Below are 20,433 nucleotides of genomic sequence, written 5' to 3' on the forward strand. Positions count from 1 at the left end.
GGACCCGGGTCCGGTCTGGGCCCGCGCTGGGTCCGGGGGCACTGCCCGCCCGTGGGTCGGTCCCGCGACGATCACGGGGTGGACCTCACCAAGCGGTACGGCCAGCGGGAGCGCGGCTCCGCGACCGTGGAGTACGCCGGGATCATCCTCGTCGTCGTCGCGATCATCGCGGTGCTCGTCGTGTCCGGCCTGGGCTCGACCGTCGCGACCAAGCTCGGCTGCGCGGTGCGCTCCGTCGGCACGCAGGCGGGTACGTGCGGGGGGCCCGAGGTCCCGACGACGTACGACGCCGATGGCGACGGGGTCGGCGCCACGGGGGACCAGCCGACCCGGATCGACGACGGGGGAGCCTCCGACACCGGCGGCGACCCGGTGGACTACGACACCGCCACCCCGTCCACGGACACCGTCGACCAGGATGCGGTCGACGAGGCGCTGGACGACGTCCGCGACGCGCTCGACGGGGGGTTCTTCGGCGTCCGTGGTGGCGACCTGGACGACGCGATGGAGGCGTTGGAGGGCCTGAACGGGTCGGAGCTGGACGCGTTGATCGCGTCGATGTCCGACGACGAGCTCCGGCACTGGATCAACGAGCTCGAGGACGGCTGGGTCGGTGGCGGGTGGGACCGGGAGAAGCGCCGCGAGCTGTGGGAGCTCATCGTCGGGAAGGCGAACAAGGCGACGCTGGACCGGCTCGCGGGCCTGACGGACGAGATCCAGCCGTCGTTCGACGACGTCGGCGGCGACGGTGCGCGCGACGACCCGGAGAGCGTGGCGAACACCGCGGAGTACGAGGAGGTCAACCACCAGCTGGTCGTGGGCGGCATCCGGCCGATGGACATCGCCCAGGGCGCGATCGGTGACTGCTGGTACATGGCGTCGCTGATGGCGATCGCCCAGGCCGACCCGAGCGTGATCGCGGACGCGATCTCCCAGAACGCCAACGGCACGTACACCGTGCGGCTGTACGACGACGGCAAGCCGGTCTACGTCACGGTCACTCCGGACATGGTCGTCCGCGAGGACAATCCCGCGTTCTCGTACCAGTCGCCACAGAAGCTCGCCGACGGGACCCAGGGCTACGAGCTGTGGCCGCTGGTCATGGAGAAGGCGCTCGCGTTGCACTGGGGCGACTACGCGGACATCGAGGGTGACTCCCCGGGGCTCGGCCTCGAGGTGGTGACGGGCCAGTCCAGCTCGTCGTCGTCGCTCGACGACGCACCCAGCGTGTCCGAGCTCGACTCCCTGCTGGACGGTGGGGGAGCGGTGACGCTCGCCTCGCACGGGGAGGGCGACGACCTGCCCGACACGTACGGCGACGCGGCCGACGGGGGTCTGGTGACGGGGCACGCGTACTACGTGAAGTCGGTGAACACGAAGAAGGGCACCGTGACCGTGGTCAACCCCTGGGGCTCGGCTTATGCGCCGATCACGCTGACGTACGCTGAGTTCCAGGACAGCTTCAGCACGATCTACACCAACGGGGTGGCACGGTGACCGGCTCGAGCAGGAGGACGGGGTTCGTGACGGTGCTCGTCGCCACCGTCCTCGTGCTCGCCGGGTGCGGCGGCTCCGACGACGAGGGAGACACCGTGGAGCACCCCGAGGGTTCGCGGGCGCTGGTGCTGAACCAGCCGACGCCCATCGGCGACTACCGGGTGGTCGCATCGAACGTGACCGCGGACGAGGCCGGGATCAACGTGGTCAGCGACGGCCCGGCCGAGGGTGGCACGGTCGCCCTGGGCGACGAGGCCACCATCGGCGGCTTCACGTTCACGCTGGTCGACATCGCGCTGGACGAGAAGGACTCGGCCCCGGGCGGCAGCCGGACGACGGTCTGGATCCTGCCCGCGGAGTGATGGCCGGCCTGGATGGGCCCGGGTGAGCCCGGCCCGTGCAGGGTGTGAGTGACCGTCGTCGCTTTGACTGCCCCCCAGGTGGCGGGTAACGTAGGACACCGTGCCCGCGCCGTCGGGCTCTCGCGCATGCACTCGGTGGACGCCCCTCGCGGGGAAGGTCGGGCCGGGCGCATCGGGTGGTCTCTCTCCACCGCGCCGTCTCTCCGCCAAGGCAACCTTGCGGACAGCGGTGCGGAGGGCCGGGGCGACACGCCCGGGTGCGGGGGTCGGTGCGGGACGCAAGAACTGCGAGGTAGTCGCGCGACGGGCGACGAACCTCGACCATGCCGGCCGTCCAGGGTGACGGGTGCCGGTCGACCAGAGATTCATCCAACAGACGGAGACGTAGTGCCTACGATCCAGCAGCTGGTCCGCAAGGGCCGGCAGGCGAAGACGAACAAGTCGAAGACGCCTGCCCTCAAGGGCTCCCCCCAGCGACGCGGTGTGTGCACCCGCGTCTACACCACGACCCCGAAGAAGCCGAACTCCGCGCTCCGCAAGGTCGCGCGCGTCCGCCTCTCGAGCCAGGTCGAGGTCACCGCGTACATCCCCGGTGTCGGTCACAACCTGCAGGAGCACTCGATCGTGCTCGTGCGCGGTGGCCGTGTGAAGGACCTCCCGGGTGTCCGGTACAAGATCGTCCGTGGTGCCCTCGACACGCAGGGCGTCAAGAACCGTAAGCAGGCGCGCAGCCGCTACGGCGCGAAGAAGGTGGGCTGATGCCTCGCAAGGGTCCGGCCCCCAAGCGGCCGCTCGTCATCGACCCCGTCTACGGGTCCCCGGTCGTCACGCAGCTGATCAACAAGGTCCTGCTCGACGGCAAGAAGTCCGTCGCGGAGCACATCGTCTACGGCGCCCTCGAGGGTGTCCGTGAGAAGACGCAGGGCGACCCGGTCGTCGTGCTCAAGCGCGCGCTGGACAACGTCCGCCCGTCGCTCGAGGTGCGTTCGCGCCGCGTCGGTGGCGCCACGTACCAGGTGCCCGTCGAGGTGCGCCCGGTCCGTCAGACCACCCTCGCGCTGCGCTGGCTCACCGACTACTCGCGCGCTCGCCGCGAGAAGACGATGACCGAGCGCCTCATGAACGAGATCCTCGACGCGTCCAACGGCCTCGGTGCCGCGGTGAAGCGTCGCGAGGACATGCACAAGATGGCCGAGTCCAACAAGGCCTTCGCGCACTACCGCTGGTAATCCCGGCACTCACGGGCGCTGCGCCGCCGGTCCGATCCTCGGGCCGGACCGGTGGCGCCACCCAAGCCAACCGACAAGGGGCAACTCACGTGGCACTGGATGTGCTGACGGACCTCACGAAGGTCCGCAACATCGGCATCATGGCTCACATCGATGCCGGCAAGACGACGACCACCGAGCGGATCCTGTTCTACACCGGGGTCAACTACAAGATCGGTGAGACGCACGACGGTGCGTCGACGATGGACTGGATGGAGCAGGAGCAGGAGCGCGGCATCACGATCACGTCCGCCGCGACGACCTGCTACTGGCACGACAACCAGATCAACATCATCGACACCCCGGGCCACGTGGACTTCACGGTCGAGGTCGAGCGCTCGCTGCGCGTCCTCGACGGTGCCGTCGCCGTCTTCGACGGCAAGGAGGGCGTCGAGCCCCAGTCGGAGACCGTCTGGCGTCAGGCCGACAAGTACGACGTCCCGCGCATCTGCTTCGTCAACAAGATGGACAAGCTCGGCGCGGACTTCTACTTCACCGTCGACACCATCGTGAACCGCCTCAAGGCCAAGCCGCTGGTCATCCAGCTGCCCATCGGCGCTGAGAACGACTTCATCGGCGTCGTCGACCTGGTCACCATGCGTGCCCTCGTCTGGCGCGGCGAGACCGCCCTGGGCGAGAAGTACGAGGTCGAGGACATCCCGGCCGACCTGGTGGAGAAGGCGGACAAGTACCGCGCGGAGCTCCTCGAGGCCGTCGCCGAGACCGACGACGAGCTGCTCGAGAAGTTCCTCGGTGGCGAGGAGCTGACGATCGCCGAGATCAAGGGCGGCATCCGCAAGCTCACCGTCAAGTCCGAGGCCTACCCGGTCCTGTGCGGCTCGGCGTTCAAGAACAAGGGCGTCCAGCCCATGCTCGACGCCGTCATCGACTACCTGCCGACGCCCCTGGACGTCCCGGCGGTCGAGGGTCACGACATGAAGGACCCCGAGCTCGTCGTCGAGCGCCACCCCGACTCGACGGAGCCGTTCTCGGCCCTCGCGTTCAAGGTTGCCTCGCACCCGTTCTTCGGCAAGCTCACCTACGTCCGGGTGTACTCGGGCAAGGTGGCGCAGGGCGCTCAGGTGCTCAACTCGACCAAGAACAAGAAGGAGCGCATCGGGAAGCTCTTCCAGATGCACTCCAACAAGGAGAACCCGGTCGAGGACGCCACGGCCGGCCACATCTACGCGTTCATCGGTCTCAAGGACGTCACCACGGGCGACACCCTGTGCGACCCGGCCTCGCCGGTCGTGCTCGAGTCCATGACGTTCCCCGAGCCGGTCATCGACGTCGCCATCGAGCCGAAGACGAAGGGTGACCAGGAGAAGCTCTCCGTGGCCATCCAGAAGCTGGCCGAGGAGGACCCGACCTTCCGCGTCAAGCACGACGAGGAGACCGGCCAGACCGTCATCGGCGGCATGGGCGAGCTCCACCTCGACATCCTCGTGGACCGCATGCGTCGCGAGTTCAAGGTCGAGGCCAACGTCGGCAAGCCGCAGGTCGCGTACCGCGAGACGATCCGTCGCTCGGTCGAGAAGATCGACTACGTGCACAAGAAGCAGACCGGTGGCTCGGGCCAGTACGCGAAGGTCCAGATGACCTTCGAGCCGCTGGACCCCGCCGAGGGCGAGCTGTACGAGTTCTCGAACAAGGTCACCGGTGGCCGCATCCCGCGCGAGTACATCCCGTCGGTCGACGCCGGCATCCAGAGCGCGATGCAGCTCGGCGTCCTCGCGGGCTTCCCGCTCGTGGGCGTCAAGGCGATCCTGCTCGACGGTGCCGCGCACGACGTCGACTCCTCGGAGATGGCGTTCAAGATCGCGGGCTCGATGATCCTCAAGGAAGCGGTCCGCAAGGCCGACCCGGTTCTCCTGGAGCCGGTCATGGCCGTCGAGGTCCGTACTCCTGAGGAGTACATGGGTGACGTCATCGGCGACATCAACTCGCGCCGCGGCATGATCCAGTCCATGGAGGACGCGACGGGCGTGAAGGTCATCCGCGCCCAGGTTCCTCTCTCCGAGATGTTCGGATACGTCGGTGACCTGCGGTCGAAGACCCAGGGTCGCGCGGTGTACTCGATGCAGTTCGACAGCTACGCCGAGGTTCCTCGGAACGTTGCCGAGGAAATCATCAAGAAGACCCGGGGCGAGTAGTCCCACAGGTCGAACCCTGTAGTTCCATCACACAAACCGACCCGTAGGACGCCGCGTCGAACGGCTACCGTCCGGTAGCCGCAGAACGTCGGCCAATCTCTACCAAGTCCTGAGGAGGACACCCAGTGGGCAAGGCGAAGTTCGAGCGGACGAAGCCGCACGTCAACATCGGCACCATCGGCCACGTCGACCACGGTAAGACGACGCTGACCGCGGCCATCTCGAAGGTGCTGCACGACAAGTACCCCGACCTGAACCCCTTCACGCCTTTCGACGAGATCGACAAGGCCCCTGAGGAGAAGCAGCGCGGTATCACCATCAACATCGCGCACGTGGAGTACCAGACGGAGAAGCGTCACTACGCTCACGTCGACGCTCCGGGTCACGCGGACTACATCAAGAACATGATCACGGGCGCGGCGCAGATGGACGGCGCCATCCTCGTGGTCGCGGCGACCGACGGCCCGATGGCCCAGACGCGTGAGCACGTCCTGCTCGCCCGTCAGGTCGGCGTGCCCTACCTGCTCGTCGCGCTCAACAAGACCGACATGGTCGACGACGAGGAGATCCTGGAGCTCGTCGAGGTCGAGGTGCGCGAGCTCCTCTCGGCCCAGGGCTTCGACGGCGACGAGGTCCCCGTCGTGCGCGTCTCCGGCCTGAAGGCGCTCGAGGGCGACCCGATCTGGGTCAAGTCCGTCGAGGACCTGCTCGAGGCCGTCGACGAGTCCGTCCCGGACCCGGTGCGCGACATCGACAAGCCCTTCCTCATGCCGATCGAGGACGTCTTCACGATCACCGGTCGTGGCACCGTCGTCACCGGTCGCGTGGAGCGCGGCAAGCTCAAGGTGAACGAGGAGGTGGAGATCGTCGGCATCAAGGAGAAGGCGATCAAGACCACGGTCACCGGCGTCGAGATGTTCCGCAAGCTGCTCGACTACGCCGAGGCCGGCGAGAACGTCGGTCTGCTCCTGCGTGGCACGAAGCGCGAGGAGGTCGAGCGCGGCCAGGTCGTCGTCAAGCCCGGCTCGATCACGCCGCACACCGAGTTCGAGGGTCAGGTCTACATCCTGGCCAAGGACGAGGGTGGCCGTCACAACCCGTTCTACGGGAACTACCGCCCCCAGTTCTACTTCCGCACCACCGACGTCACCGGCGTCATCACGCTGCCCGAGGGCACCGAGATGGTCATGCCCGGCGACAACACCGAGATCCACGTGAACCTCATCCAGCCCATCGCGATGGAAGAGGGCCTCGGCTTCGCCATCCGCGAGGGTGGCCGCACCGTCGGCTCGGGCAAGGTCATCAAGATCATCAAGTGATGCTCGCCCTCCGGGGCAGCTGAACTGACGGAAGGGCCCGGGAGCTTCGGCTCCCGGGCCCTTCCGTCGTCTGATCGCTGCGCGGCTCAGCCCGAGTCGGGATAGCCGGCGCGACCGTCTCCGTCGAGGTCCGTGCAGAGCCCGTAGGCCTCGTCGGCGCCGAACCGCGCGACGCAGTCGGCGTACCCCTCGACGTACCGGTACCCGCTGCCGTCCATGCCGGTCGCGTCCGTGCAGTCTGGGGAGCCGGCGGCCGGGTCGCAGGGGTCGCCCGGGAGGAGCGGGTCCGCCGTGTCCGGGCTGGGGTCCGTCGTGGGGGTCGGGCTCGGCGCGGACGTGACCGGCGGGGTCGACGGGCTCGGGCTCGGCGCGGACGTGACCGGCGGGGTCGACGGGCTCGGGTCCGGTGCCGGTGAGCTCGGTGTGCATGCGGCCAGCGCGAGAGCGAGCGCCACGCCGCCGACGGCGCGAACGGAGCGGAGTGTCATGGCCGCACCCTAGTGGGCGGAGAGCGGGCGCCGAGGGACGCCGACGTGACCCGGTCCGACGGCGCTCTGTGCGCGAGATCACGCGGATCCGGCCGCCGGGTGTGACGGACGCGATTGGAGTTCCGGGTCCCCGTCTGGCACACTGTTCAGGTTGCCTAGTTGAGGGCGGCGCGTTAGCGCGCGCAGCACACGACAGGGCTCACACACGTGGACGGCGTCTGGACCCCGGGATCACCCGGTGGTTGACGCCCGACAACAACCACCGATCTCGTGCCTGAGAGGGTACGCAGCGCAACGGTGTGTCGCGCCAAGCGACACGCCCGAGTGCGGGGGTCGGACGGGCCGGTTCCAAACAGAGGGAAGTAGAAGCGCCATGGCGGGACAGAAGATCCGCATCAGGCTCAAGTCCTACGACCACGAAGTCATCGACAGCTCGGCGCGCAAGATCGTCGACACGGTGACTCGCGCTGGTGCGTCGGTCGTGGGTCCGGTGCCGCTGCCGACGGAGAAGAACGTGTTCTGCGTCATCCGGTCGCCCCACAAGTACAAGGACAGCCGCGAGCACTTCGAGATGCGTACTCACAAGCGGCTCATCGACATCATCGATCCCACGCCGAAGGCCGTCGACTCGCTCATGCGTCTCGACCTGCCTGCGGACGTGAACATCGAGATCAAGCTCTGACGCTGGGAAGGAACTGATTTCTATGGTTACCCAGCAGAACGAGCGCGCAGTCACGGCCCTGCTCGGCACGAAGCTCGGCATGACCCAGGTGTGGGACGACAACGGTCGTCTCGTCCCGGTCACCGTCGTCGCTGTCGGCACGAACGTCGTGACCCAGGTGCGCTCCGCCGATGCTGACGGCTACGCCGCGGTCCAGCTGGCCCACGGCCAGATCGACCCGCGCAAGGTCACCAAGCCGCTGAAGGGCCACTTCGAGAAGGCCGGGGTCACCCCCCGCCGGCACGTGGCCGAGATCCGTACGCCGAACGCCTCCGAGTTCACGCTCGGCCAGGAGCTCACGGCCGCCCTCTTCGAGGCCGGCTCGCTCGTGGACGTCATCGGCACCACCAAGGGCAAGGGCACCGCCGGTGTCATGAAGCGTCACGGCTTCCACGGCGTCGGCGCCTCGCACGGTGCGCACCGCAACCACCGCAAGCCCGGCTCGATCGGTGGCGCTTCGACGCCGTCGCGCGTGTTCAAGGGCATCAAGATGGCCGGTCGCATGGGCGTGGACCGCCAGACCACCCAGAACCTGACCGTGCACGCGGTCGACGTCGAGAGGGGCCTGCTCCTCGTCAAGGGTGCCGTTCCCGGCCCCAAGGGTGGCGTCGTGGTCGTGCGTTCCGCTGTGAAGGGGGCGTGACCATGAGTGACACGCTGACTGTCGACGTGGTCGACTCCCAGGGCAAGAAGACCGGCTCCGCCGATCTGCCCGCGGACGTCTTCGACGTGCAGACCAACATCCCGCTGATCCACCAGGTCGTCGTCGCGCAGCTCGCGGCGGCACGCCAGGGCACCCACGACACGAAGAGCCGTGGCGAGGTCCGTGGTGGTGGGCGCAAGCCGTACAAGCAGAAGGGCACCGGCCGCGCCCGTCAGGGTTCGACGCGTGCTCCGCAGTTCGCCGGTGGTGGCGTCGTCCACGGCCCCACCCCGCGTGACTACTCGCAGCGCACCCCCAAGAAGATGAAGGCCGCGGCGCTCCGCGGTGCTCTCTCGGACCGCGCTCGTGCCGGCCGCGTGCACGTCGTCTCGGGCTTCGCCCCGGGCACGGCGCCGTCGACCAAGTCTGCGCTCGCCGTGCTCGACAACCTCTCGGGACGCAAGAACGTCCTGGTCGTCGTCGAGCGTCAGGACGAGATCACGTGGAAGTCGCTGCGGAACGTCGAGCGGGTGCACCTGCTGGTCGCTGACCAGCTCAACACCTACGACGTCCTGATCTCGGACGACGTCGTGTTCACGCAGGGCGCGCTCGACGCGTTCCTCGCGGGGCCGGTCAAGGGCTCCGCCGACGCGAAGGACGATGCCAAGTGACCGACATCGGCAAGAACCCGCGCGACATCCTGCTCGCGCCGGTCGTCTCCGAGAAGAGCTACGGCCTGCTCGACGAGGGGAAGTACACCTTCCTCGTCGACCCGCGGGCGAACAAGACCGAGATCAAGATTGCCGTCGAGCAGGTCTTCGGCGTCAAGGTCGACTCGGTCAACACCGCGAACCGTCAGGGCAAGGCCCGTCGGACCCGTTTCGGCATCGGCCGCCGCAAGGACACGAAGCGTGCGATCGTCACCCTCCGCGAGGGAACGATCGACATCTTCGGTGGTCCGGTCGGCTGAGCGAAGGACTGAGAACACATGGGAATCCGCAAGTACAAGCCGACCACGCCGGGCCGTCGCGGCTCCAGCGTCGCCGACTTCGTCGAGATCACGCGCTCCACTCCGGAGAAGTCGCTCGTCCGTCCCCTCCACAAGACGGGCGGCCGTAACTCCACGGGTCGCATCACCACGCGCCACCAGGGTGGCGGTCACAAGCGTGCGTACCGCGTCATCGACTTCCGTCGCCATGACAAGGACGGCGTGCCGGCCAAGGTCGCTCACATCGAGTACGACCCCAACCGCACCGCCCGCATCGCGCTCCTGCACTACGCGGACGGCGAGAAGCGCTACATCATCGCGCCGAACAAGCTGTCGCAGGGTGACCGCATCGAGAACGGCCCCGGCGCCGACATCAAGCCCGGCAACAACCTGCCGCTGCGCAACATCCCGACCGGTACGGTCATCCACGCCATCGAGCTGCGGCCTGGTGGCGGTGCGAAGATCGCCCGCTCGGCTGGTGCGTCCGTGCAGCTCGTCGCCAAGGACGGCCCCTACGCCCAGCTGCGTATGCCGTCCGGTGAGATCCGCAACGTCGACCTGCGCTGCCGCGCCACGGTCGGCGAGGTGGGCAACGCCGAGCAGTCGAACATCAACTGGGGCAAGGCCGGCCGCATGCGCTGGAAGGGCAAGCGCCCGACCGTCCGTGGTGTCGCCATGAACCCGATCGACCACCCGCACGGTGGTGGCGAGGGCAAGACGTCCGGTGGACGTCACCCCGTCAGCCCGTGGGGCCAGGCCGAGGGTCGTACCCGCCGTCCGAACAAGCCGAGCGACAAGCTCATCGTGCGCCGTCGGCGCACCGGCAAGAACAAGCGCTGATAGGAGCCTGAGATGCCACGTAGCCTGAAGAAGGGCCCGTTCGTCGACGGTCACCTGCAGAAGAAGGTCGACGTCCAGAACACCGCCGGCACGAAGAACGTCATCAAGACGTGGTCGCGCCGTTCGGTCATCACGCCGGACTTCCTCGGCCACACGTTCGCTGTGCACGACGGACGCAAGCACACCCCGGTGTTCGTGACGGAGGCGATGGTCGGGCACAAGCTCGGCGAGTTCGCACCGACGCGTACGTTCCGCGGCCACGAGAAGGACGACCGGAAGGGTCGTCGCCGCTGACCCCCGGGTCAGCCAGGCGACGCCCTCACCGGCAGAGACAAGAAGGCAGGACAGCAATGGAAGCCAAGGCGAAGGCGCGGTTCGTCCGCGTCACGCCCCAGAAGGCCCGGCGCGTCGTGGACCTCATCCGTGGCAAGCAGGCCGGCGAGGCTGTGGCGGTGCTGAAGTTCGCACCGCAGGCCGCGGGGGAGACGGTGCTCAAGGTTGTGGAGAGCGCGATCGCCAACGCTCGGGAGACCGCCAAGCGGTCGAACGAGCGTCTGGACGAGGCGGACCTCTACATCTCCGAGGTATTCGTCGACGAGGGTCCGACGCTCAAGCGGTTCCGTCCGCGGGCACAGGGTCGGGCCAGCCAGATCCTCAAGCGGACGAGCCACATCACCGTGGTCGTCGCTGAGCGTGAGACGAAGGGACGGGCCCGATAGTGGGACAGAAAGTCAACCCGCTCGGGTACCGCCTGGGCATCACCACCGACCACCGCTCGCGCTGGTTCGCCGACTCGACGAAGCCGGGTCAGCGCTACCGCGACTACGTGGGCGAGGACGTCAAGATCCGCAAGCTCATGGCCACGGGCCTCGAGCGTGCCGGCATCGCCAAGGTCGAGATCGAGCGCACGCGTGACCGCGTCCGCGTCGACATCCACACCGCCCGCCCGGGCATCGTCATCGGGCGTCGTGGCGCGGAGGCCGACCGCATCCGCGGCGAGCTCGAGAAGCTCACGGGCAAGCAGGTGCAGCTGAACATCCTCGAGGTCAAGAACGCCGAGATCGAGGCTCAGCTGGTCGCCCAGGGCATCGCCGAGCAGCTGGCGAGCCGCGTCTCGTTCCGCCGTGCCATGCGCAAGGGCATCCAGTCGGCCCAGCGCGCCGGTGCCAAGGGAATCCGCGTGCAGGTCTCCGGCCGCCTCGGTGGCGCGGAGATGAGCCGCACGGAGTTCTACCGCGAGGGCCGTGTGCCCCTGCACACGCTCCGCGCGAACATCGACTACGGCTTCTTCGAGGCTCGCACCACCTTCGGGCGCATCGGCGTCAAGGTGTGGGTCTACAAGGGCGACATGACCGAGAAGGAGTTTGCTCGCGAGCAGGCGACCCAGGCCCCGCGCCCGGCTCGTGGCCCGCGGACGGACCGTGGCGAGCGCAACGACCGTGGCCCCCGGGCCGGCGCTCCTCGTCGCGAGCGTTCCGACGCTCCTGAGGCAACCGAGGCCGCCTCCGCTCCCGCGGAGACCCCGGCCACTGACAGCGGAACGGAGGCCTGAGCCGTGCTTATCCCGCGCAGGCTGAAGCACCGCAAGCAGCACCACCCGGGGCGCTCCGGCGCCGCGACCGGTGGTACCGCGATCTCCTTCGGTGAGTACGGCATCCAGGCTCTCGAGCCCGCCTACGTCACCAACCGGCAGATCGAGGCTGCTCGTATCGCCATGACCCGCCACATCAAGCGTGGAGGGAAGGTCTGGATCAACATCTACCCGGACCGCCCCCTCACGAAGAAGCCTGCCGAGACCCGCATGGGTTCCGGCAAGGGTTCGCCCGAGTGGTGGATCGCCAACGTCAAGCCCGGCCGAGTTCTCTTCGAGCTCGCCGGCGTCCCGGAGCCCCTGGCTCGCGAGGCCATGCGCCGCGCGCAGCACAAGCTCCCGATGAAGACACGTTTTGTGGTTCGCGAGGGTGGTAACTGATGACTATCGGCACCAAGGACCTGGCTCCCAGCGAGCTGGACACCTTCGACGACGAGAAGCTTGTCGCCGAGCTGAAGAAGTCCAAGGAGGAGCTGTTCAACCTCCGCTTCCAGTCGGCGACCGGTCAGCTCGAGAGCCACGGGCGTCTCAAGGCCGTTCGCCGCGACATCGCGCGGATCTACACGATCCTGCGTGAGCGCGAGCTCGGCATCCGTACCGCCCCGAGCGCGAGCGAGTGAGTCTGATGAGCGACGAGAAGAACGAGAAGACGACAGCGATCGCTGAGAAGCGCGGCGACCGCAAGACGCGCCGCGGCTACGTGGTCAGCGACAAGATGGAGAAGACCGTCGTGGTCGAGGTCGAGGACCGGGTCAAGCACCCGCTCTACGGCAAGGTCATCCGGCGGACGAGCAAGGTCAAGGCGCACGACGAGCTGGGCTCGGCGGGCGTGGGCGACCTCGTGGTCATCATGGAGACCCGGCCGCTGAGCGCCACCAAGCGGTGGCGCCTGGTCGAGGTCCTCGAGAAGGCCAAGTAGGTCTCAGCGAGCCAGCACGTGCACGACCCCCAGTTGCCCACGGGCGCCGGGTGGAGTTCGACAGGACGACACCCGGCGCGACGTGTGCATCACGGCAACTATCCGTTCGGCCAGGCTCAGGCCACTCCGGCCCGAGAACCCGCCAGACGACAGGAGTAAGTAATGATCCAGCAGGAGTCGCGACTTCGTGTCGCTGACAACACTGGTGCCAAGGAGATCCTTTGCATCCGTGTGCTCGGCGGCTCCGGCCGTCGCTACGCAGGCATCGGTGACGTCATCGTCGCCACCGTCAAGGACGCCATCCCCGGCGGCAACGTCAAGAAGGGCGACGTCGTCAAGGCTGTCATCGTGCGCACCCGCAAGGAGCGCCGCCGTCCGGACGGTTCGTACATCAAGTTCGACGAGAACGCCGCAGTGATCCTCAAGAACGACGGGGAACCCCGTGGCACGCGCATCTTCGGCCCGGTGGGCCGCGAGCTGCGCGACAAGAAGTTCATGAAGATCATCTCGCTGGCGCCGGAGGTGCTCTGACCATGGCGAAGATCAAGAAGGGCGACCTCGTCGTCGTCATCTCCGGCCGCGACAAGGGACAGCAGGGCCGTGTGCTCGAGGTCCTGGTCGAGTCGCAGCGCCTCGTCGTGGAGGGTGTCCAGCGCGTCACCAAGCACGTCAAGGCCGGCCAGACGCAGCGCGGCACGCGCACCGGCGGCATCGAGACCATCGAGGCGCCCATCCACATCAGCAACGTGATGCTCGTGGACCCGGAGACCAAGAAGGGCACCCGGGTCGGCTACCGCACCGAGCAGGTCGAGCGCGACGGCCGTACCCGCACCGTTCGGGTCCGCGTCGCCAAGCGCTCCGGTAAGGACATCTGATGACCGAGACGACTCTCACGGCTCCGGCGCTCCCGCGTCTGAAGTCCAAGTACAACGACGAGATCAAGACCGCTCTCTTCGAGCAGTTCTCCCACGAGAACATCAACCAGGTCGCACGCCTGGTGAAGGTCGTCGTGAACATGGGCGTCGGCGAGGCCGCCAAGGACTCCAAGCTCATCGAGGGCGCGATCCGCGACCTGACCCAGATCACGGGCCAGAAGCCGCAGGTCACCAAGGCTCGCAAGTCGATCGCGCAGTTCAAGCTGCGTGAGGGAATGCCCATCGGCGCCCACGTCACCCTGCGTGGCGACCGTGCCTGGGAGTTCCTGGACCGCCTGCTCTCCACCGCGCTGCCGCGCATCCGTGACTTCCGTGGCCTCTCGCCGCAGCAGTTCGACGGTCACGGCAACTACACGTTCGGCCTCGTGGAGCAGTCCGTGTTCCACGAGATCGACCAGGACAAGATCGACCGCGTCCGCGGGATGGACATCACGGTCGTCACCACGGCTGACACCGACGACGAGGGTCGCGCTTTCCTCAAGCTCCTCGGCTTCCCGTTCAAGGAGATCTGACCATGGCGAAGACCGCCCTCAAGAACAAGGCTGCTGCCAAGCCGAAGTTCGCGGTGCGTGGCTACACGCGCTGCCAGCGTTGCGGCCGGCCCCACTCGGTGTACCGCAAGTTCGGCCTGTGCCGGATCTGCGTGCGCGAGATGGCCCACCGCGGCGAGCTCCCCGGCGTCACCAAGAGCAGCTGGTAACCCAAGCAACACGAACGTCGGTAGGTCCAGCCCCCTCGGGGGCGGGATACCCCGGCGAGGAAGGGCGGAAGCCCCATGACCATGACCGACCCCATCGCAGACCTGCTCACGCGGCTGCGTAACGCGAACTCGGCTCACCACGACACCGTGCTGATCCCGTTCTCGAAGCTGAAGTCGCACATCGCGGAGATCCTCCAGGCGGAGGGCTACATCACGGGCTGGAAGGTTGAGGACGCCGTCGTCGGCAAGAACCTCATCATCGAGCTCAAGTACGGCCCCAACCGCGAGCGTGCGCTCGCCGGTGTGAAGCGCGTGTCCAAGCCGGGCCTGCGCGTGTACGCCAAGTCGACCAACCTGCCCAAGGTGCTCGGCGGCCTGGGCGTGGCGATCCTGTCCACGTCCTCCGGTCTCCTCACCGACAAGCAGGCCGCCAAGAAGGGCGTGGGTGGGGAAGTCCTCGCCTACGTCTGGTAAGTCCGAGACGGAAAGGAGCTAGCCATGTCCCGAATCGGCAGAGTCCCCGTCCCGGTCCCCACCGGCGTGGATGTCAACATCAACGGCGCGGTCGTGACGGTCAAGGGCCCCAAGGGCACCCTGACGCACACGATCCCCGCACCCATCGAGGTGGCGCGCGACGAGGCAGGTGCCCTCGTGGTCACCCGCCCCGACGACGAGCGCGCCTCGCGCTCGCTGCACGGCCTCACCCGCACCCTGCTGGCGAACCTCGTCATCGGCGTGACGGAGGGCTACATCAAGAAGCTCGAGATCGTCGGTACCGGTTACCGCGTGACGGCGAAGGGTGCGGACCTCGAGTTCGCGCTCGGGTTCAGCCACTCGGTCACGGTCAACCCGCCGGAGGGCATCACCTTCGTCGTCGAAGCCCCCACGCGCTTCTCGGTGCAGGGCATCGACAAGCAGCAGGTGGGCGAGGTCGCCGCGAACATCCGCAAGATCCGCAAGCCTGAGCCGTACAAGGGCAAGGGTGTGCGGTACGCGGGCGAGAACGTGCGCCGCAAGGTCGGAAAGGCCGGTAAGTAACCATGGCTCTCAAGATCCTCGGCAAGGGCAAGCGTGTTGCCCGCCAGCGTCGTCACCTGCGCCTTCGCAAGAAGGTCTCGGGCTCGGCTGCGCGTCCCCGTCTCGTCGTGACCCGGTCCGCCCGGCACATCACGGCGCAGGTCGTGGACGACGGCATCGGCCAGACTCTCGTGTCCGCGTCGACCCTCGAGGCCGACCTGCGCGGCTCGAACGACGACAAGACTGCCAAGGCCCGCAAGGTCGGCGAGCTCATCGCCGAGCGTGCGAAGGCTGCCGGCCTTGACGCTGTGGTCTTCGACCGCGGCGGCAACAAGTACCACGGCCGTGTCGCCGCGGTGGCTGACGGCGCCCGCGAGGGTGGACTGAAGCTGTGACGACGACGACCTTCCGAACGAAGAAGAGGACTCACTGATGGCTGCTCCTCAGCGCAGCAACACCGGGGCGCCCGCGGGCGGCACCGGCGGGGGCGGCGACCGTCGTGACGGCGGTCGTGGCCGTGACGGTGGCGGCGGCCGTGGCCGCGACGCCGCAGAGAAGAGCGCGTTCCTCGAGCGCGTCGTGACGATCAACCGCGTGGCCAAGGTCGTCAAGGGCGGCCGCCGCTTCAGCTTCACCGCGCTCGTCGTGGTCGGCGACGGCGACGGCACCGTGGGTGTCGGCTACGGGAAGGCCAAGGAGGTGCCCGCGGCGATCGCCAAGGGTGTCGAGGAGGCCAAGAAGAACTTCTTCAAGGTCCCGCGCATCCAGGGCACCATCCCGCACCCCATCCAGGGTGAGGCCGCTGCCGGTGTCGTCTTCCTGCGTCCGGCCTCGCCGGGTACCGGCGTGATCGCCGGTGGCCCGGTGCGCGCCGTGCTCGAGTGCGCCGGTATCCACGACGTCCTGAGCAAGTCGCTCGGCTCGTCGAACGCGATCAACATCGTGCACGCCACGGTCGCGGCCCTCCGTGGCCTCGAGCGTCCCGAGGCCGTGGCCGCGCGCCGTGGTCTCCCGGTCGAGCACGTCGTCCCGGCTGCCCTCCTCCGTGCCCAGGCTGCCGGCCTGGCCGCAGCGGCGGGCTCGAAGGCAGGTGCCTGATGGCTCGACTCAAGGTGACCCAGACGCGATCTGGCATCGGCGGTAAGCAGAACCAGCGCGACACCCTGCGCACCCTCGGCCTCAAGCGGATCGGCGACGTCGTCGTCAAGGAGGACCGCCCTGAGATCCGCGGCATGGTCAAGACGGTGACGCACCTTGTCGCGGTCGAAGAGGTGGAGTGACCATGGCTGACGAGAAGAACGACAAGGCGGAGGCTGAGGTGACGGCCCCCAAGAAGGCCGCTGCCAAGAAGGCTCCCGCGAAGAAGGCCGCCGACACGGAGTCCGCTCCGAAGGCGACCAAGGCGAAGGCCGCTGCCGCGGACAAGCCGGCCAAGGCCGACAAGGCCGAGGCGACTGAGGCTGCACCGAAGGCGAAGGCCCCCAAGGCCGAGCCCAAGGCTGCTGCGCCGAAGAAGACGGTCTCCGCCGCGGCGGCGAAGGCGGCCGAGGCCGCTGCGCAGCCCGGCAACGGTGGCACGCTCAAGGTGCACCACCTCCGTCCGGCCCCGGGCGCCAAGACCGCCAAGACCCGCGTGGGTCGTGGCGAGGCGTCCAAGGGCAAGACGGCCGGTCGTGGCACCAAGGGCACCAAGGCCCGCTACCAGGTGCCGACGCGCTTCGAGGGTGGGCAGATGCCTCTGCACATGCGCCTCCCGAAGCTGCGCGGCTTCAAGAACCCGTTCCGCGTCGAGTACCAGGTGGTCAACCTGGACAAGCTCTCGGCGCTGTACCCGAGCGGTGGCGACGTGACGGTCGCCGACCTCGTGGCGAAGGGCGCTGTCCGCAAGGGCAAGCCCGTCAAGGTGCTCGGCACCGGTGAGCTCACGGTCAAGGTCTCTGTCGCGGTCGACGCCTACTCGGCGTCCGCGAAGGACGCGATCGTGGCTGCCGGCGGAAGCGTCGCGCAGGACTGATCGAAGGACGGGACCGGTGGGGACGTAGTTACCCACCGGTCCCGTTCCGTATGTCGACGGGCATCAGTTAGGGTGCCCCGGTGCTCGCGACTCGTCGCGGGCTGCACGGCCGGAATGGACCGGTCGTACGAGATGCCGCTCCGGCGGCCCAGGAGGACCAGGTGCTAGGCGCATTCGTGCGGGCGTTCCGAACGCCCGACCTGCGGCGCAAGCTGCTCTTCACCATCGGGATCATGGTGCTCTTCCGTGTCGGCTCGTTCCTGCCGACGCCGGGGGTCTCGTACCCGAACGTGCAGACGTGTATCGAGCAGTCGCAGGGCAACGACCTGCTCGGGCTGGTGAACCTGTTCAGCGGCGGAGCCTTGCTCCAGCTCTCGGTGTTCGCGCTCGGGATCATGCCGTACATCACGGCGAGCATCATCGTGCAGCTGCTGCGGGTGGTCATCCCTCGCTTCGAGCAGCTGCACCTCGAGGGTCAGTCCGGCACCGCGAAGCTCACGCAGTACACGCGGTACCTGACGATCGGCCTCGCGATCCTGCAGTCGACGACGATCATCACCGTCGCGCGCAGCGGTCAGCTGTTCAGCGGGTGCACCGTCGACGTCATCCCGAACGACAGCTGGCAGACGCTCCTGATCATGGTCATCACCATGACGGCCGGTACCGGCCTGATCATGTGGCTCGGTGAGCTCATCACCGAGCGCGGCGTCGGCAACGGCATGTCGCTCCTCATCTTCACGTCGATCGCGGCCAGCTTCCCGGGTGCCATGTGGTCGATCGCCGGTGGCGACAACGGCGCCTCGAAGTTCATCGTGGTCATGGCGATCGTCGTCCTGGTCATCGCCCTGGTGGTGTTCGTCGAGCAGTCGCAGCGACGCGTGCCGGTCCAGTACGCCAAGCGCATGGTCGGTCGCCGCATGTACGGCGGGTCCAGCACCTACATCCCGATCAAGATCAACATGGCCGGTGTCATCCCGGTGATCTTCGCGTCGTCGCTGCTCGCCGTGCCGGGGCTGCTCGCGCAGTTCGGTGACCCGACCGCAGGCTGGGTCCAGTGGGTCAGCCGCTACCTGGCGTCGCCCAGCGCGCCGCTGCACCTGGCGATCTACGTCGTCCTCATCATCTTCTTCTGCTACTTCTACACAGCGATCACGTTCAACCCGGACGAGGTCGCCGACAACATGAAGAAGTACGGCGGCTTCATCCCCGGCATCCGTGCCGGGCGGCCGACGGCTGAGTACCTCGACTACGTGATCTCCCGGATCACCGCGCCCGGCTCGGTGTACCTGGCGATCGTCGCGCTCATCCCGACCATCGCGTTCATCGTCCTGGGCGTCGGCGCGAACATCCCGTTCGGTGGGGCATCGATCCTCATCGTCGTCGGTGTCGGTCTCGAGACCGTGAAGCAGATCGAGTCCCAGCTGCAGCAGCGGCACTACGAAGGGTTCTTGCGTTGAGCACCCGTCTCGTCCTGCTGGGCCCTCCGGGGGCCGGCAAGGGCACCCAGGCCGCGCGGCTCGCCGAGCGGTTCGGGGTGCCCGCCATCTCGACCGGTGACCTCTTCCGCGCCAACATCAAGGGCGGGACGCCGCTCGGTCGCACCGTGCAGGAGTACACCTCGCGCGGCGCGCTGGTGCCGGACTCCGTCACCAACGACATGGTGCGCGACCGGCTGGCGCAGGCCGACGCCACGGACGGGTTCCTGCTCGACGGGTACCCCCGCAACGTGGCGCAGGTCGGGGAGCTCGACGCGATCCTGGCCGATGCCGGTCTGACTCTCGACCTCGCGGTGGAGATCACGGCGGACCCGGACGTCGTGGCCGAGCGGCTCCTGAAGCGTGCCGAGATCGAGGGCCGCGAGGACGACACCGAGGACGTCATCCGTCACCGGCTCGACGTCTACGCCGAGGAGACCGCCCCGATCGCTCAGGTCTACGCCGAGCGCGGCCTGCTCGTCCAGGTGGACGGGATCGGCGACGTCGACGCGGTCACCGAGCGTCTGGTCGCGGCGATCGGCGCCACCACCGGGCGCTGACGGTGTTCGGCCGCGAACGGATCGAGTACAAGAGCCCGGACCAGGTGCTGCTCATGCGGCGCGCGGGCCTGGTGGTCGCCGAGGCGCTGGCCGCGGTCCGTGAGCGTGCGGCGCCCGGTGTCACCACCGGCCAGCTCGACGCGGTCGCGGCCGAGGTCATCGCCGACCACCACGCGACCGCCTCGTTCCTGGGCTACCACGGGTACCCCGCCACGCTCTGCGTGTCGGTCAACGACGAGGTCGTGCACGGCATCCCGGGAGCCCGGGTGCTGGAGCCGGGTGACGTGGTCTCGATCGACTGCGGCGCGATCGTCGACGGATGGCACGGTGACTCCGCGATCACGGTCGTCCTCGACGGCGCTGCGCCCGAGGACGTCGACCTGGCGGCCACCACCGAGCGGGCCATGTGGTCCGGCATCGCCGCGCTGACCGGGGCCGAGCGCCTCGGGGTCGTGGGGGAGGCGGTGGAGGACGTCGTCGACGCCGCCGAGGCAGCCGGCCTGAACGGCGGCGCGCGGTACGGCCTCGTCGAGGAGTACGTCGGTCACGGGATCGGCACGTCGATGCACCAGCCGCCGGACGTCCCGAACTTCCGCAGCCGTGATCGCGGCCCGCGGGTGCGCCCGGGTCTGTGCGTCGCCGTCGAGCCGATGGTCGTCCGCGGGCAACGGTTCACGCAGGTCCTGGACGACGACTGGACGGTCGTGACGTCCGACGGTTCACGCGCATCGCACTGGGAGCACACGGTCGCCGTCCTGGACGACGGCATCTGGGTGCTGACGGCAGTCGACGGTGGCGCGCAGGAGCTCGGCGCGCGCGGGGTGGCCATCGCTCCGCTCGCCTGAGCGGATAGCTACCCACCAGTAGGTCCAACCAGGTGAACTTGCGTCCAGTTATCCACAAATCGCCCGTGAGCGGCCGAAATACGCGCGCGATGACCGGT

The 20,433-nt window shown here is 68.2% G+C and carries 31 protein-coding genes; 30 read left to right on the plus strand and 1 reads right to left on the minus strand.

Annotated features, from left to right (window positions below; translation table 11 throughout):
- The first annotated feature begins 78 nt into the window (after nt 1-78).
- The 6 genes from J2X26_RS18285 to tuf all read left to right on the plus strand — a co-directional run bounded on the left by J2X26_RS18285 (nt 79) and on the right by tuf (nt 6,599).
- A complete protein-coding gene (locus J2X26_RS18285) occupies nt 79-1,497 on the plus strand; it encodes a C2 family cysteine protease (RefSeq protein ID WP_307494126.1) in 1,419 nt (472 codons plus the stop codon).
- Between the two features lie 26 nt (nt 1,498-1,523).
- Nucleotides 1,524-1,859, plus strand: a complete 336-nt coding sequence (locus tag J2X26_RS18290; protein ID WP_307494127.1) for a hypothetical protein — start codon at nt 1,524-1,526, stop codon at nt 1,857-1,859.
- Nucleotides 1,860-2,246: 387 nt separating this feature from the next.
- Nucleotides 2,247-2,618: a 30S ribosomal protein S12 gene (rpsL, locus tag J2X26_RS18295; protein ID WP_013770160.1), complete on the plus strand. Its 372-nt coding sequence runs from the start codon at nt 2,247-2,249 to the stop codon at nt 2,616-2,618.
- Complete coding sequence (rpsG, locus tag J2X26_RS18300) at nt 2,618-3,088, plus strand: 30S ribosomal protein S7 (RefSeq protein WP_028045072.1); 471 nt, start codon at nt 2,618-2,620, stop codon at nt 3,086-3,088. Before rpsL ends, rpsG begins: the two co-directional genes overlap by 1 nt.
- 89 nt (nt 3,089-3,177) lie before the next feature.
- Nucleotides 3,178-5,280 (plus strand): elongation factor G, encoded by a 2,103-nt coding sequence (gene fusA, locus J2X26_RS18305; protein ID WP_055912141.1) that lies wholly within the window; start codon nt 3,178-3,180, stop codon nt 5,278-5,280.
- 125 nt (nt 5,281-5,405) lie between these two features.
- A complete protein-coding gene (gene tuf, locus J2X26_RS18310; protein WP_307494129.1) occupies nt 5,406-6,599 on the plus strand; it encodes an elongation factor Tu in 1,194 nt (397 codons plus the stop codon).
- A gap of 86 nt (nt 6,600-6,685) precedes the next feature.
- Here the strand turns inward: tuf and J2X26_RS18315 are convergent, their stop codons facing one another.
- Nucleotides 6,686-7,087, minus strand: coding sequence for a hypothetical protein (locus J2X26_RS18315; protein WP_307494130.1), 402 nt, complete (start codon nt 7,085-7,087; stop codon nt 6,686-6,688).
- A 373-nt stretch (nt 7,088-7,460) separates the two neighbouring features.
- On the opposite strand from J2X26_RS18315, the gene rpsJ reads away from it, so the two are divergent.
- The 24 genes from rpsJ (at nt 7,461) to map (ending at nt 20,335) form a co-directional block, all read left to right on the plus strand.
- Entirely contained in the window at nt 7,461-7,769 is a 309-nt protein-coding gene (gene rpsJ, locus J2X26_RS18320; RefSeq protein ID WP_013117879.1) for a 30S ribosomal protein S10, read from the plus strand.
- 22 nt (nt 7,770-7,791) lie between these two features.
- The gene (rplC, locus tag J2X26_RS18325; protein WP_055912147.1) at nt 7,792-8,451 is read left to right on the plus strand and encodes a 50S ribosomal protein L3; all 660 of its coding nucleotides are present in this window, start codon (nt 7,792-7,794) and stop codon (nt 8,449-8,451) included.
- A 2-nt stretch (nt 8,452-8,453) separates the two neighbouring features.
- A complete protein-coding gene (gene rplD, locus J2X26_RS18330; RefSeq protein WP_307494131.1) occupies nt 8,454-9,122 on the plus strand; it encodes a 50S ribosomal protein L4 in 669 nt (222 codons plus the stop codon).
- Nucleotides 9,119-9,421: a 50S ribosomal protein L23 gene (gene rplW / locus J2X26_RS18335; protein WP_055912151.1), complete on the plus strand. Its 303-nt coding sequence runs from the start codon at nt 9,119-9,121 to the stop codon at nt 9,419-9,421. The genes rplD and rplW overlap by 4 nt, the downstream gene beginning before the upstream one ends.
- A gap of 18 nt (nt 9,422-9,439) precedes the next feature.
- The gene (gene rplB, locus J2X26_RS18340; RefSeq protein ID WP_055912153.1) at nt 9,440-10,279 is read left to right on the plus strand and encodes a 50S ribosomal protein L2; all 840 of its coding nucleotides are present in this window, start codon (nt 9,440-9,442) and stop codon (nt 10,277-10,279) included.
- Between the two features lie 12 nt (nt 10,280-10,291).
- Nucleotides 10,292-10,573, plus strand: a complete 282-nt coding sequence (rpsS, locus tag J2X26_RS18345; RefSeq protein ID WP_055912154.1) for a 30S ribosomal protein S19 — start codon at nt 10,292-10,294, stop codon at nt 10,571-10,573.
- Nucleotides 10,574-10,629: 56 nt separating this feature from the next.
- Nucleotides 10,630-10,998, plus strand: a complete 369-nt coding sequence (rplV, locus tag J2X26_RS18350; RefSeq protein ID WP_055912156.1) for a 50S ribosomal protein L22 — start codon at nt 10,630-10,632, stop codon at nt 10,996-10,998.
- The gene (gene rpsC / locus J2X26_RS18355) at nt 10,998-11,831 is read left to right on the plus strand and encodes a 30S ribosomal protein S3 (RefSeq protein WP_307494132.1); all 834 of its coding nucleotides are present in this window, start codon (nt 10,998-11,000) and stop codon (nt 11,829-11,831) included. The genes rplV and rpsC overlap by 1 nt, the downstream gene beginning before the upstream one ends.
- Nucleotides 11,832-11,834: 3 nt before the next feature.
- The gene (gene rplP, locus J2X26_RS18360) at nt 11,835-12,251 is read left to right on the plus strand and encodes a 50S ribosomal protein L16 (RefSeq protein ID WP_055912160.1); all 417 of its coding nucleotides are present in this window, start codon (nt 11,835-11,837) and stop codon (nt 12,249-12,251) included.
- On the plus strand, nt 12,251-12,490 hold the full coding sequence (gene rpmC, locus J2X26_RS18365; RefSeq protein ID WP_056023416.1) for a 50S ribosomal protein L29: 240 nt from the start codon (nt 12,251-12,253) through the stop codon (nt 12,488-12,490). The genes rplP and rpmC overlap by 1 nt, the downstream gene beginning before the upstream one ends.
- Nucleotides 12,491-12,495: 5 nt before the next feature.
- Nucleotides 12,496-12,789 carry a 30S ribosomal protein S17 gene (gene rpsQ, locus J2X26_RS18370; protein ID WP_307494133.1) on the plus strand — a complete coding sequence of 98 codons (294 nt, stop codon included), beginning with the start codon at nt 12,496-12,498 and terminating at the stop codon, nt 12,787-12,789.
- A gap of 162 nt (nt 12,790-12,951) precedes the next feature.
- On the plus strand, nt 12,952-13,320 hold the full coding sequence (rplN, locus tag J2X26_RS18375; protein WP_034625870.1) for a 50S ribosomal protein L14: 369 nt from the start codon (nt 12,952-12,954) through the stop codon (nt 13,318-13,320).
- 2 nt (nt 13,321-13,322) lie between these two features.
- The gene (gene rplX / locus J2X26_RS18380) at nt 13,323-13,664 is read left to right on the plus strand and encodes a 50S ribosomal protein L24 (RefSeq protein WP_055912166.1); all 342 of its coding nucleotides are present in this window, start codon (nt 13,323-13,325) and stop codon (nt 13,662-13,664) included.
- Entirely contained in the window at nt 13,664-14,236 is a 573-nt protein-coding gene (gene rplE / locus J2X26_RS18385; protein ID WP_055912169.1) for a 50S ribosomal protein L5, read from the plus strand. Before rplX ends, rplE begins: the two co-directional genes overlap by 1 nt.
- A 2-nt stretch (nt 14,237-14,238) precedes the next feature.
- A complete protein-coding gene (locus tag J2X26_RS18390; protein WP_028045055.1) occupies nt 14,239-14,424 on the plus strand; it encodes a type Z 30S ribosomal protein S14 in 186 nt (61 codons plus the stop codon).
- Between the two features lie 75 nt (nt 14,425-14,499).
- Entirely contained in the window at nt 14,500-14,898 is a 399-nt protein-coding gene (gene rpsH / locus J2X26_RS18395) for a 30S ribosomal protein S8 (RefSeq protein WP_055912171.1), read from the plus strand.
- Nucleotides 14,899-14,922: 24 nt separating this feature from the next.
- Nucleotides 14,923-15,462: a 50S ribosomal protein L6 gene (gene rplF / locus J2X26_RS18400; RefSeq protein ID WP_307494135.1), complete on the plus strand. Its 540-nt coding sequence runs from the start codon at nt 14,923-14,925 to the stop codon at nt 15,460-15,462.
- Between the two features lie 2 nt (nt 15,463-15,464).
- Nucleotides 15,465-15,836: a 50S ribosomal protein L18 gene (rplR, locus tag J2X26_RS18405; protein WP_055912174.1), complete on the plus strand. Its 372-nt coding sequence runs from the start codon at nt 15,465-15,467 to the stop codon at nt 15,834-15,836.
- A gap of 37 nt (nt 15,837-15,873) precedes the next feature.
- Nucleotides 15,874-16,539: a 30S ribosomal protein S5 gene (rpsE, locus tag J2X26_RS18410; protein WP_055912175.1), complete on the plus strand. Its 666-nt coding sequence runs from the start codon at nt 15,874-15,876 to the stop codon at nt 16,537-16,539.
- Nucleotides 16,539-16,721, plus strand: coding sequence for a 50S ribosomal protein L30 (gene rpmD, locus J2X26_RS18415; RefSeq protein ID WP_028045050.1), 183 nt, complete (start codon nt 16,539-16,541; stop codon nt 16,719-16,721). Before rpsE ends, rpmD begins: the two co-directional genes overlap by 1 nt.
- Nucleotides 16,722-16,723: 2 nt before the next feature.
- Nucleotides 16,724-17,455, plus strand: coding sequence for a 50S ribosomal protein L15 (rplO, locus tag J2X26_RS18420; RefSeq protein WP_307494136.1), 732 nt, complete (start codon nt 16,724-16,726; stop codon nt 17,453-17,455).
- Between the two features lie 161 nt (nt 17,456-17,616).
- Complete coding sequence (secY, locus tag J2X26_RS18425; protein WP_307494137.1) at nt 17,617-18,912, plus strand: preprotein translocase subunit SecY; 1,296 nt, start codon at nt 17,617-17,619, stop codon at nt 18,910-18,912.
- Nucleotides 18,909-19,490 carry an adenylate kinase gene (locus J2X26_RS18430; protein ID WP_307494138.1) on the plus strand — a complete coding sequence of 194 codons (582 nt, stop codon included), beginning with the start codon at nt 18,909-18,911 and terminating at the stop codon, nt 19,488-19,490. Before secY ends, J2X26_RS18430 begins: the two co-directional genes overlap by 4 nt.
- Before the next feature lie 2 nt (nt 19,491-19,492).
- Entirely contained in the window at nt 19,493-20,335 is an 843-nt protein-coding gene (map, locus tag J2X26_RS18435; protein WP_307494139.1) for a type I methionyl aminopeptidase, read from the plus strand.
- Nucleotides 20,336-20,433 lie beyond the last annotated feature (98 nt).

The organism is Cellulomonas humilata, assembly GCF_030814415.1.
In the GTDB taxonomy this organism is placed as follows: domain Bacteria; phylum Actinomycetota; class Actinomycetes; order Actinomycetales; family Cellulomonadaceae; genus Cellulomonas; species Cellulomonas humilata_A.

Excerpts from the sequence above, each read along its gene's own strand:
- rpmD (WP_028045050.1), top strand. The coding sequence starts at position 16,539 with ATGGCTCGACTCAAGGTGACCCAGACGCGATCTGGCATCGGCGGTAAG.
- rplO (WP_307494136.1), top strand. The coding sequence starts at position 16,724 with ATGGCTGACGAGAAGAACGACAAGGCGGAGGCTGAGGTGACGGCCCCC.
- rplD (WP_307494131.1), top strand. The coding sequence starts at position 8,454 with ATGAGTGACACGCTGACTGTCGACGTGGTCGACTCCCAGGGCAAGAAG.
- rplF (WP_307494135.1), top strand. The coding sequence starts at position 14,923 with ATGTCCCGAATCGGCAGAGTCCCCGTCCCGGTCCCCACCGGCGTGGAT.
- rpsQ (WP_307494133.1), top strand. The coding sequence starts at position 12,496 with ATGAGCGACGAGAAGAACGAGAAGACGACAGCGATCGCTGAGAAGCGC.
- J2X26_RS18315 (WP_307494130.1), bottom strand. The coding sequence starts at position 7,087 with ATGACACTCCGCTCCGTTCGCGCCGTCGGCGGCGTGGCGCTCGCTCTC.
- rpsJ (WP_013117879.1), top strand. The coding sequence starts at position 7,461 with ATGGCGGGACAGAAGATCCGCATCAGGCTCAAGTCCTACGACCACGAA.
- rpsH (WP_055912171.1), top strand. The coding sequence starts at position 14,500 with ATGACCATGACCGACCCCATCGCAGACCTGCTCACGCGGCTGCGTAAC.
- rplB (WP_055912153.1), top strand. The coding sequence starts at position 9,440 with ATGGGAATCCGCAAGTACAAGCCGACCACGCCGGGCCGTCGCGGCTCC.
- rpsG (WP_028045072.1), top strand. The coding sequence starts at position 2,618 with ATGCCTCGCAAGGGTCCGGCCCCCAAGCGGCCGCTCGTCATCGACCCC.
- rpsE (WP_055912175.1), top strand. The coding sequence starts at position 15,874 with ATGGCTGCTCCTCAGCGCAGCAACACCGGGGCGCCCGCGGGCGGCACC.
- rplV (WP_055912156.1), top strand. The coding sequence starts at position 10,630 with ATGGAAGCCAAGGCGAAGGCGCGGTTCGTCCGCGTCACGCCCCAGAAG.
- rpmC (WP_056023416.1), top strand. The coding sequence starts at position 12,251 with ATGACTATCGGCACCAAGGACCTGGCTCCCAGCGAGCTGGACACCTTC.
- rplX (WP_055912166.1), top strand. The coding sequence starts at position 13,323 with ATGGCGAAGATCAAGAAGGGCGACCTCGTCGTCGTCATCTCCGGCCGC.
- rplN (WP_034625870.1), top strand. The coding sequence starts at position 12,952 with ATGATCCAGCAGGAGTCGCGACTTCGTGTCGCTGACAACACTGGTGCC.
- rpsS (WP_055912154.1), top strand. The coding sequence starts at position 10,292 with ATGCCACGTAGCCTGAAGAAGGGCCCGTTCGTCGACGGTCACCTGCAG.
- rplC (WP_055912147.1), top strand. The coding sequence starts at position 7,792 with ATGGTTACCCAGCAGAACGAGCGCGCAGTCACGGCCCTGCTCGGCACG.
- J2X26_RS18390 (WP_028045055.1), top strand. The coding sequence starts at position 14,239 with ATGGCGAAGACCGCCCTCAAGAACAAGGCTGCTGCCAAGCCGAAGTTC.
- rplR (WP_055912174.1), top strand. The coding sequence starts at position 15,465 with ATGGCTCTCAAGATCCTCGGCAAGGGCAAGCGTGTTGCCCGCCAGCGT.
- rplE (WP_055912169.1), top strand. The coding sequence starts at position 13,664 with ATGACCGAGACGACTCTCACGGCTCCGGCGCTCCCGCGTCTGAAGTCC.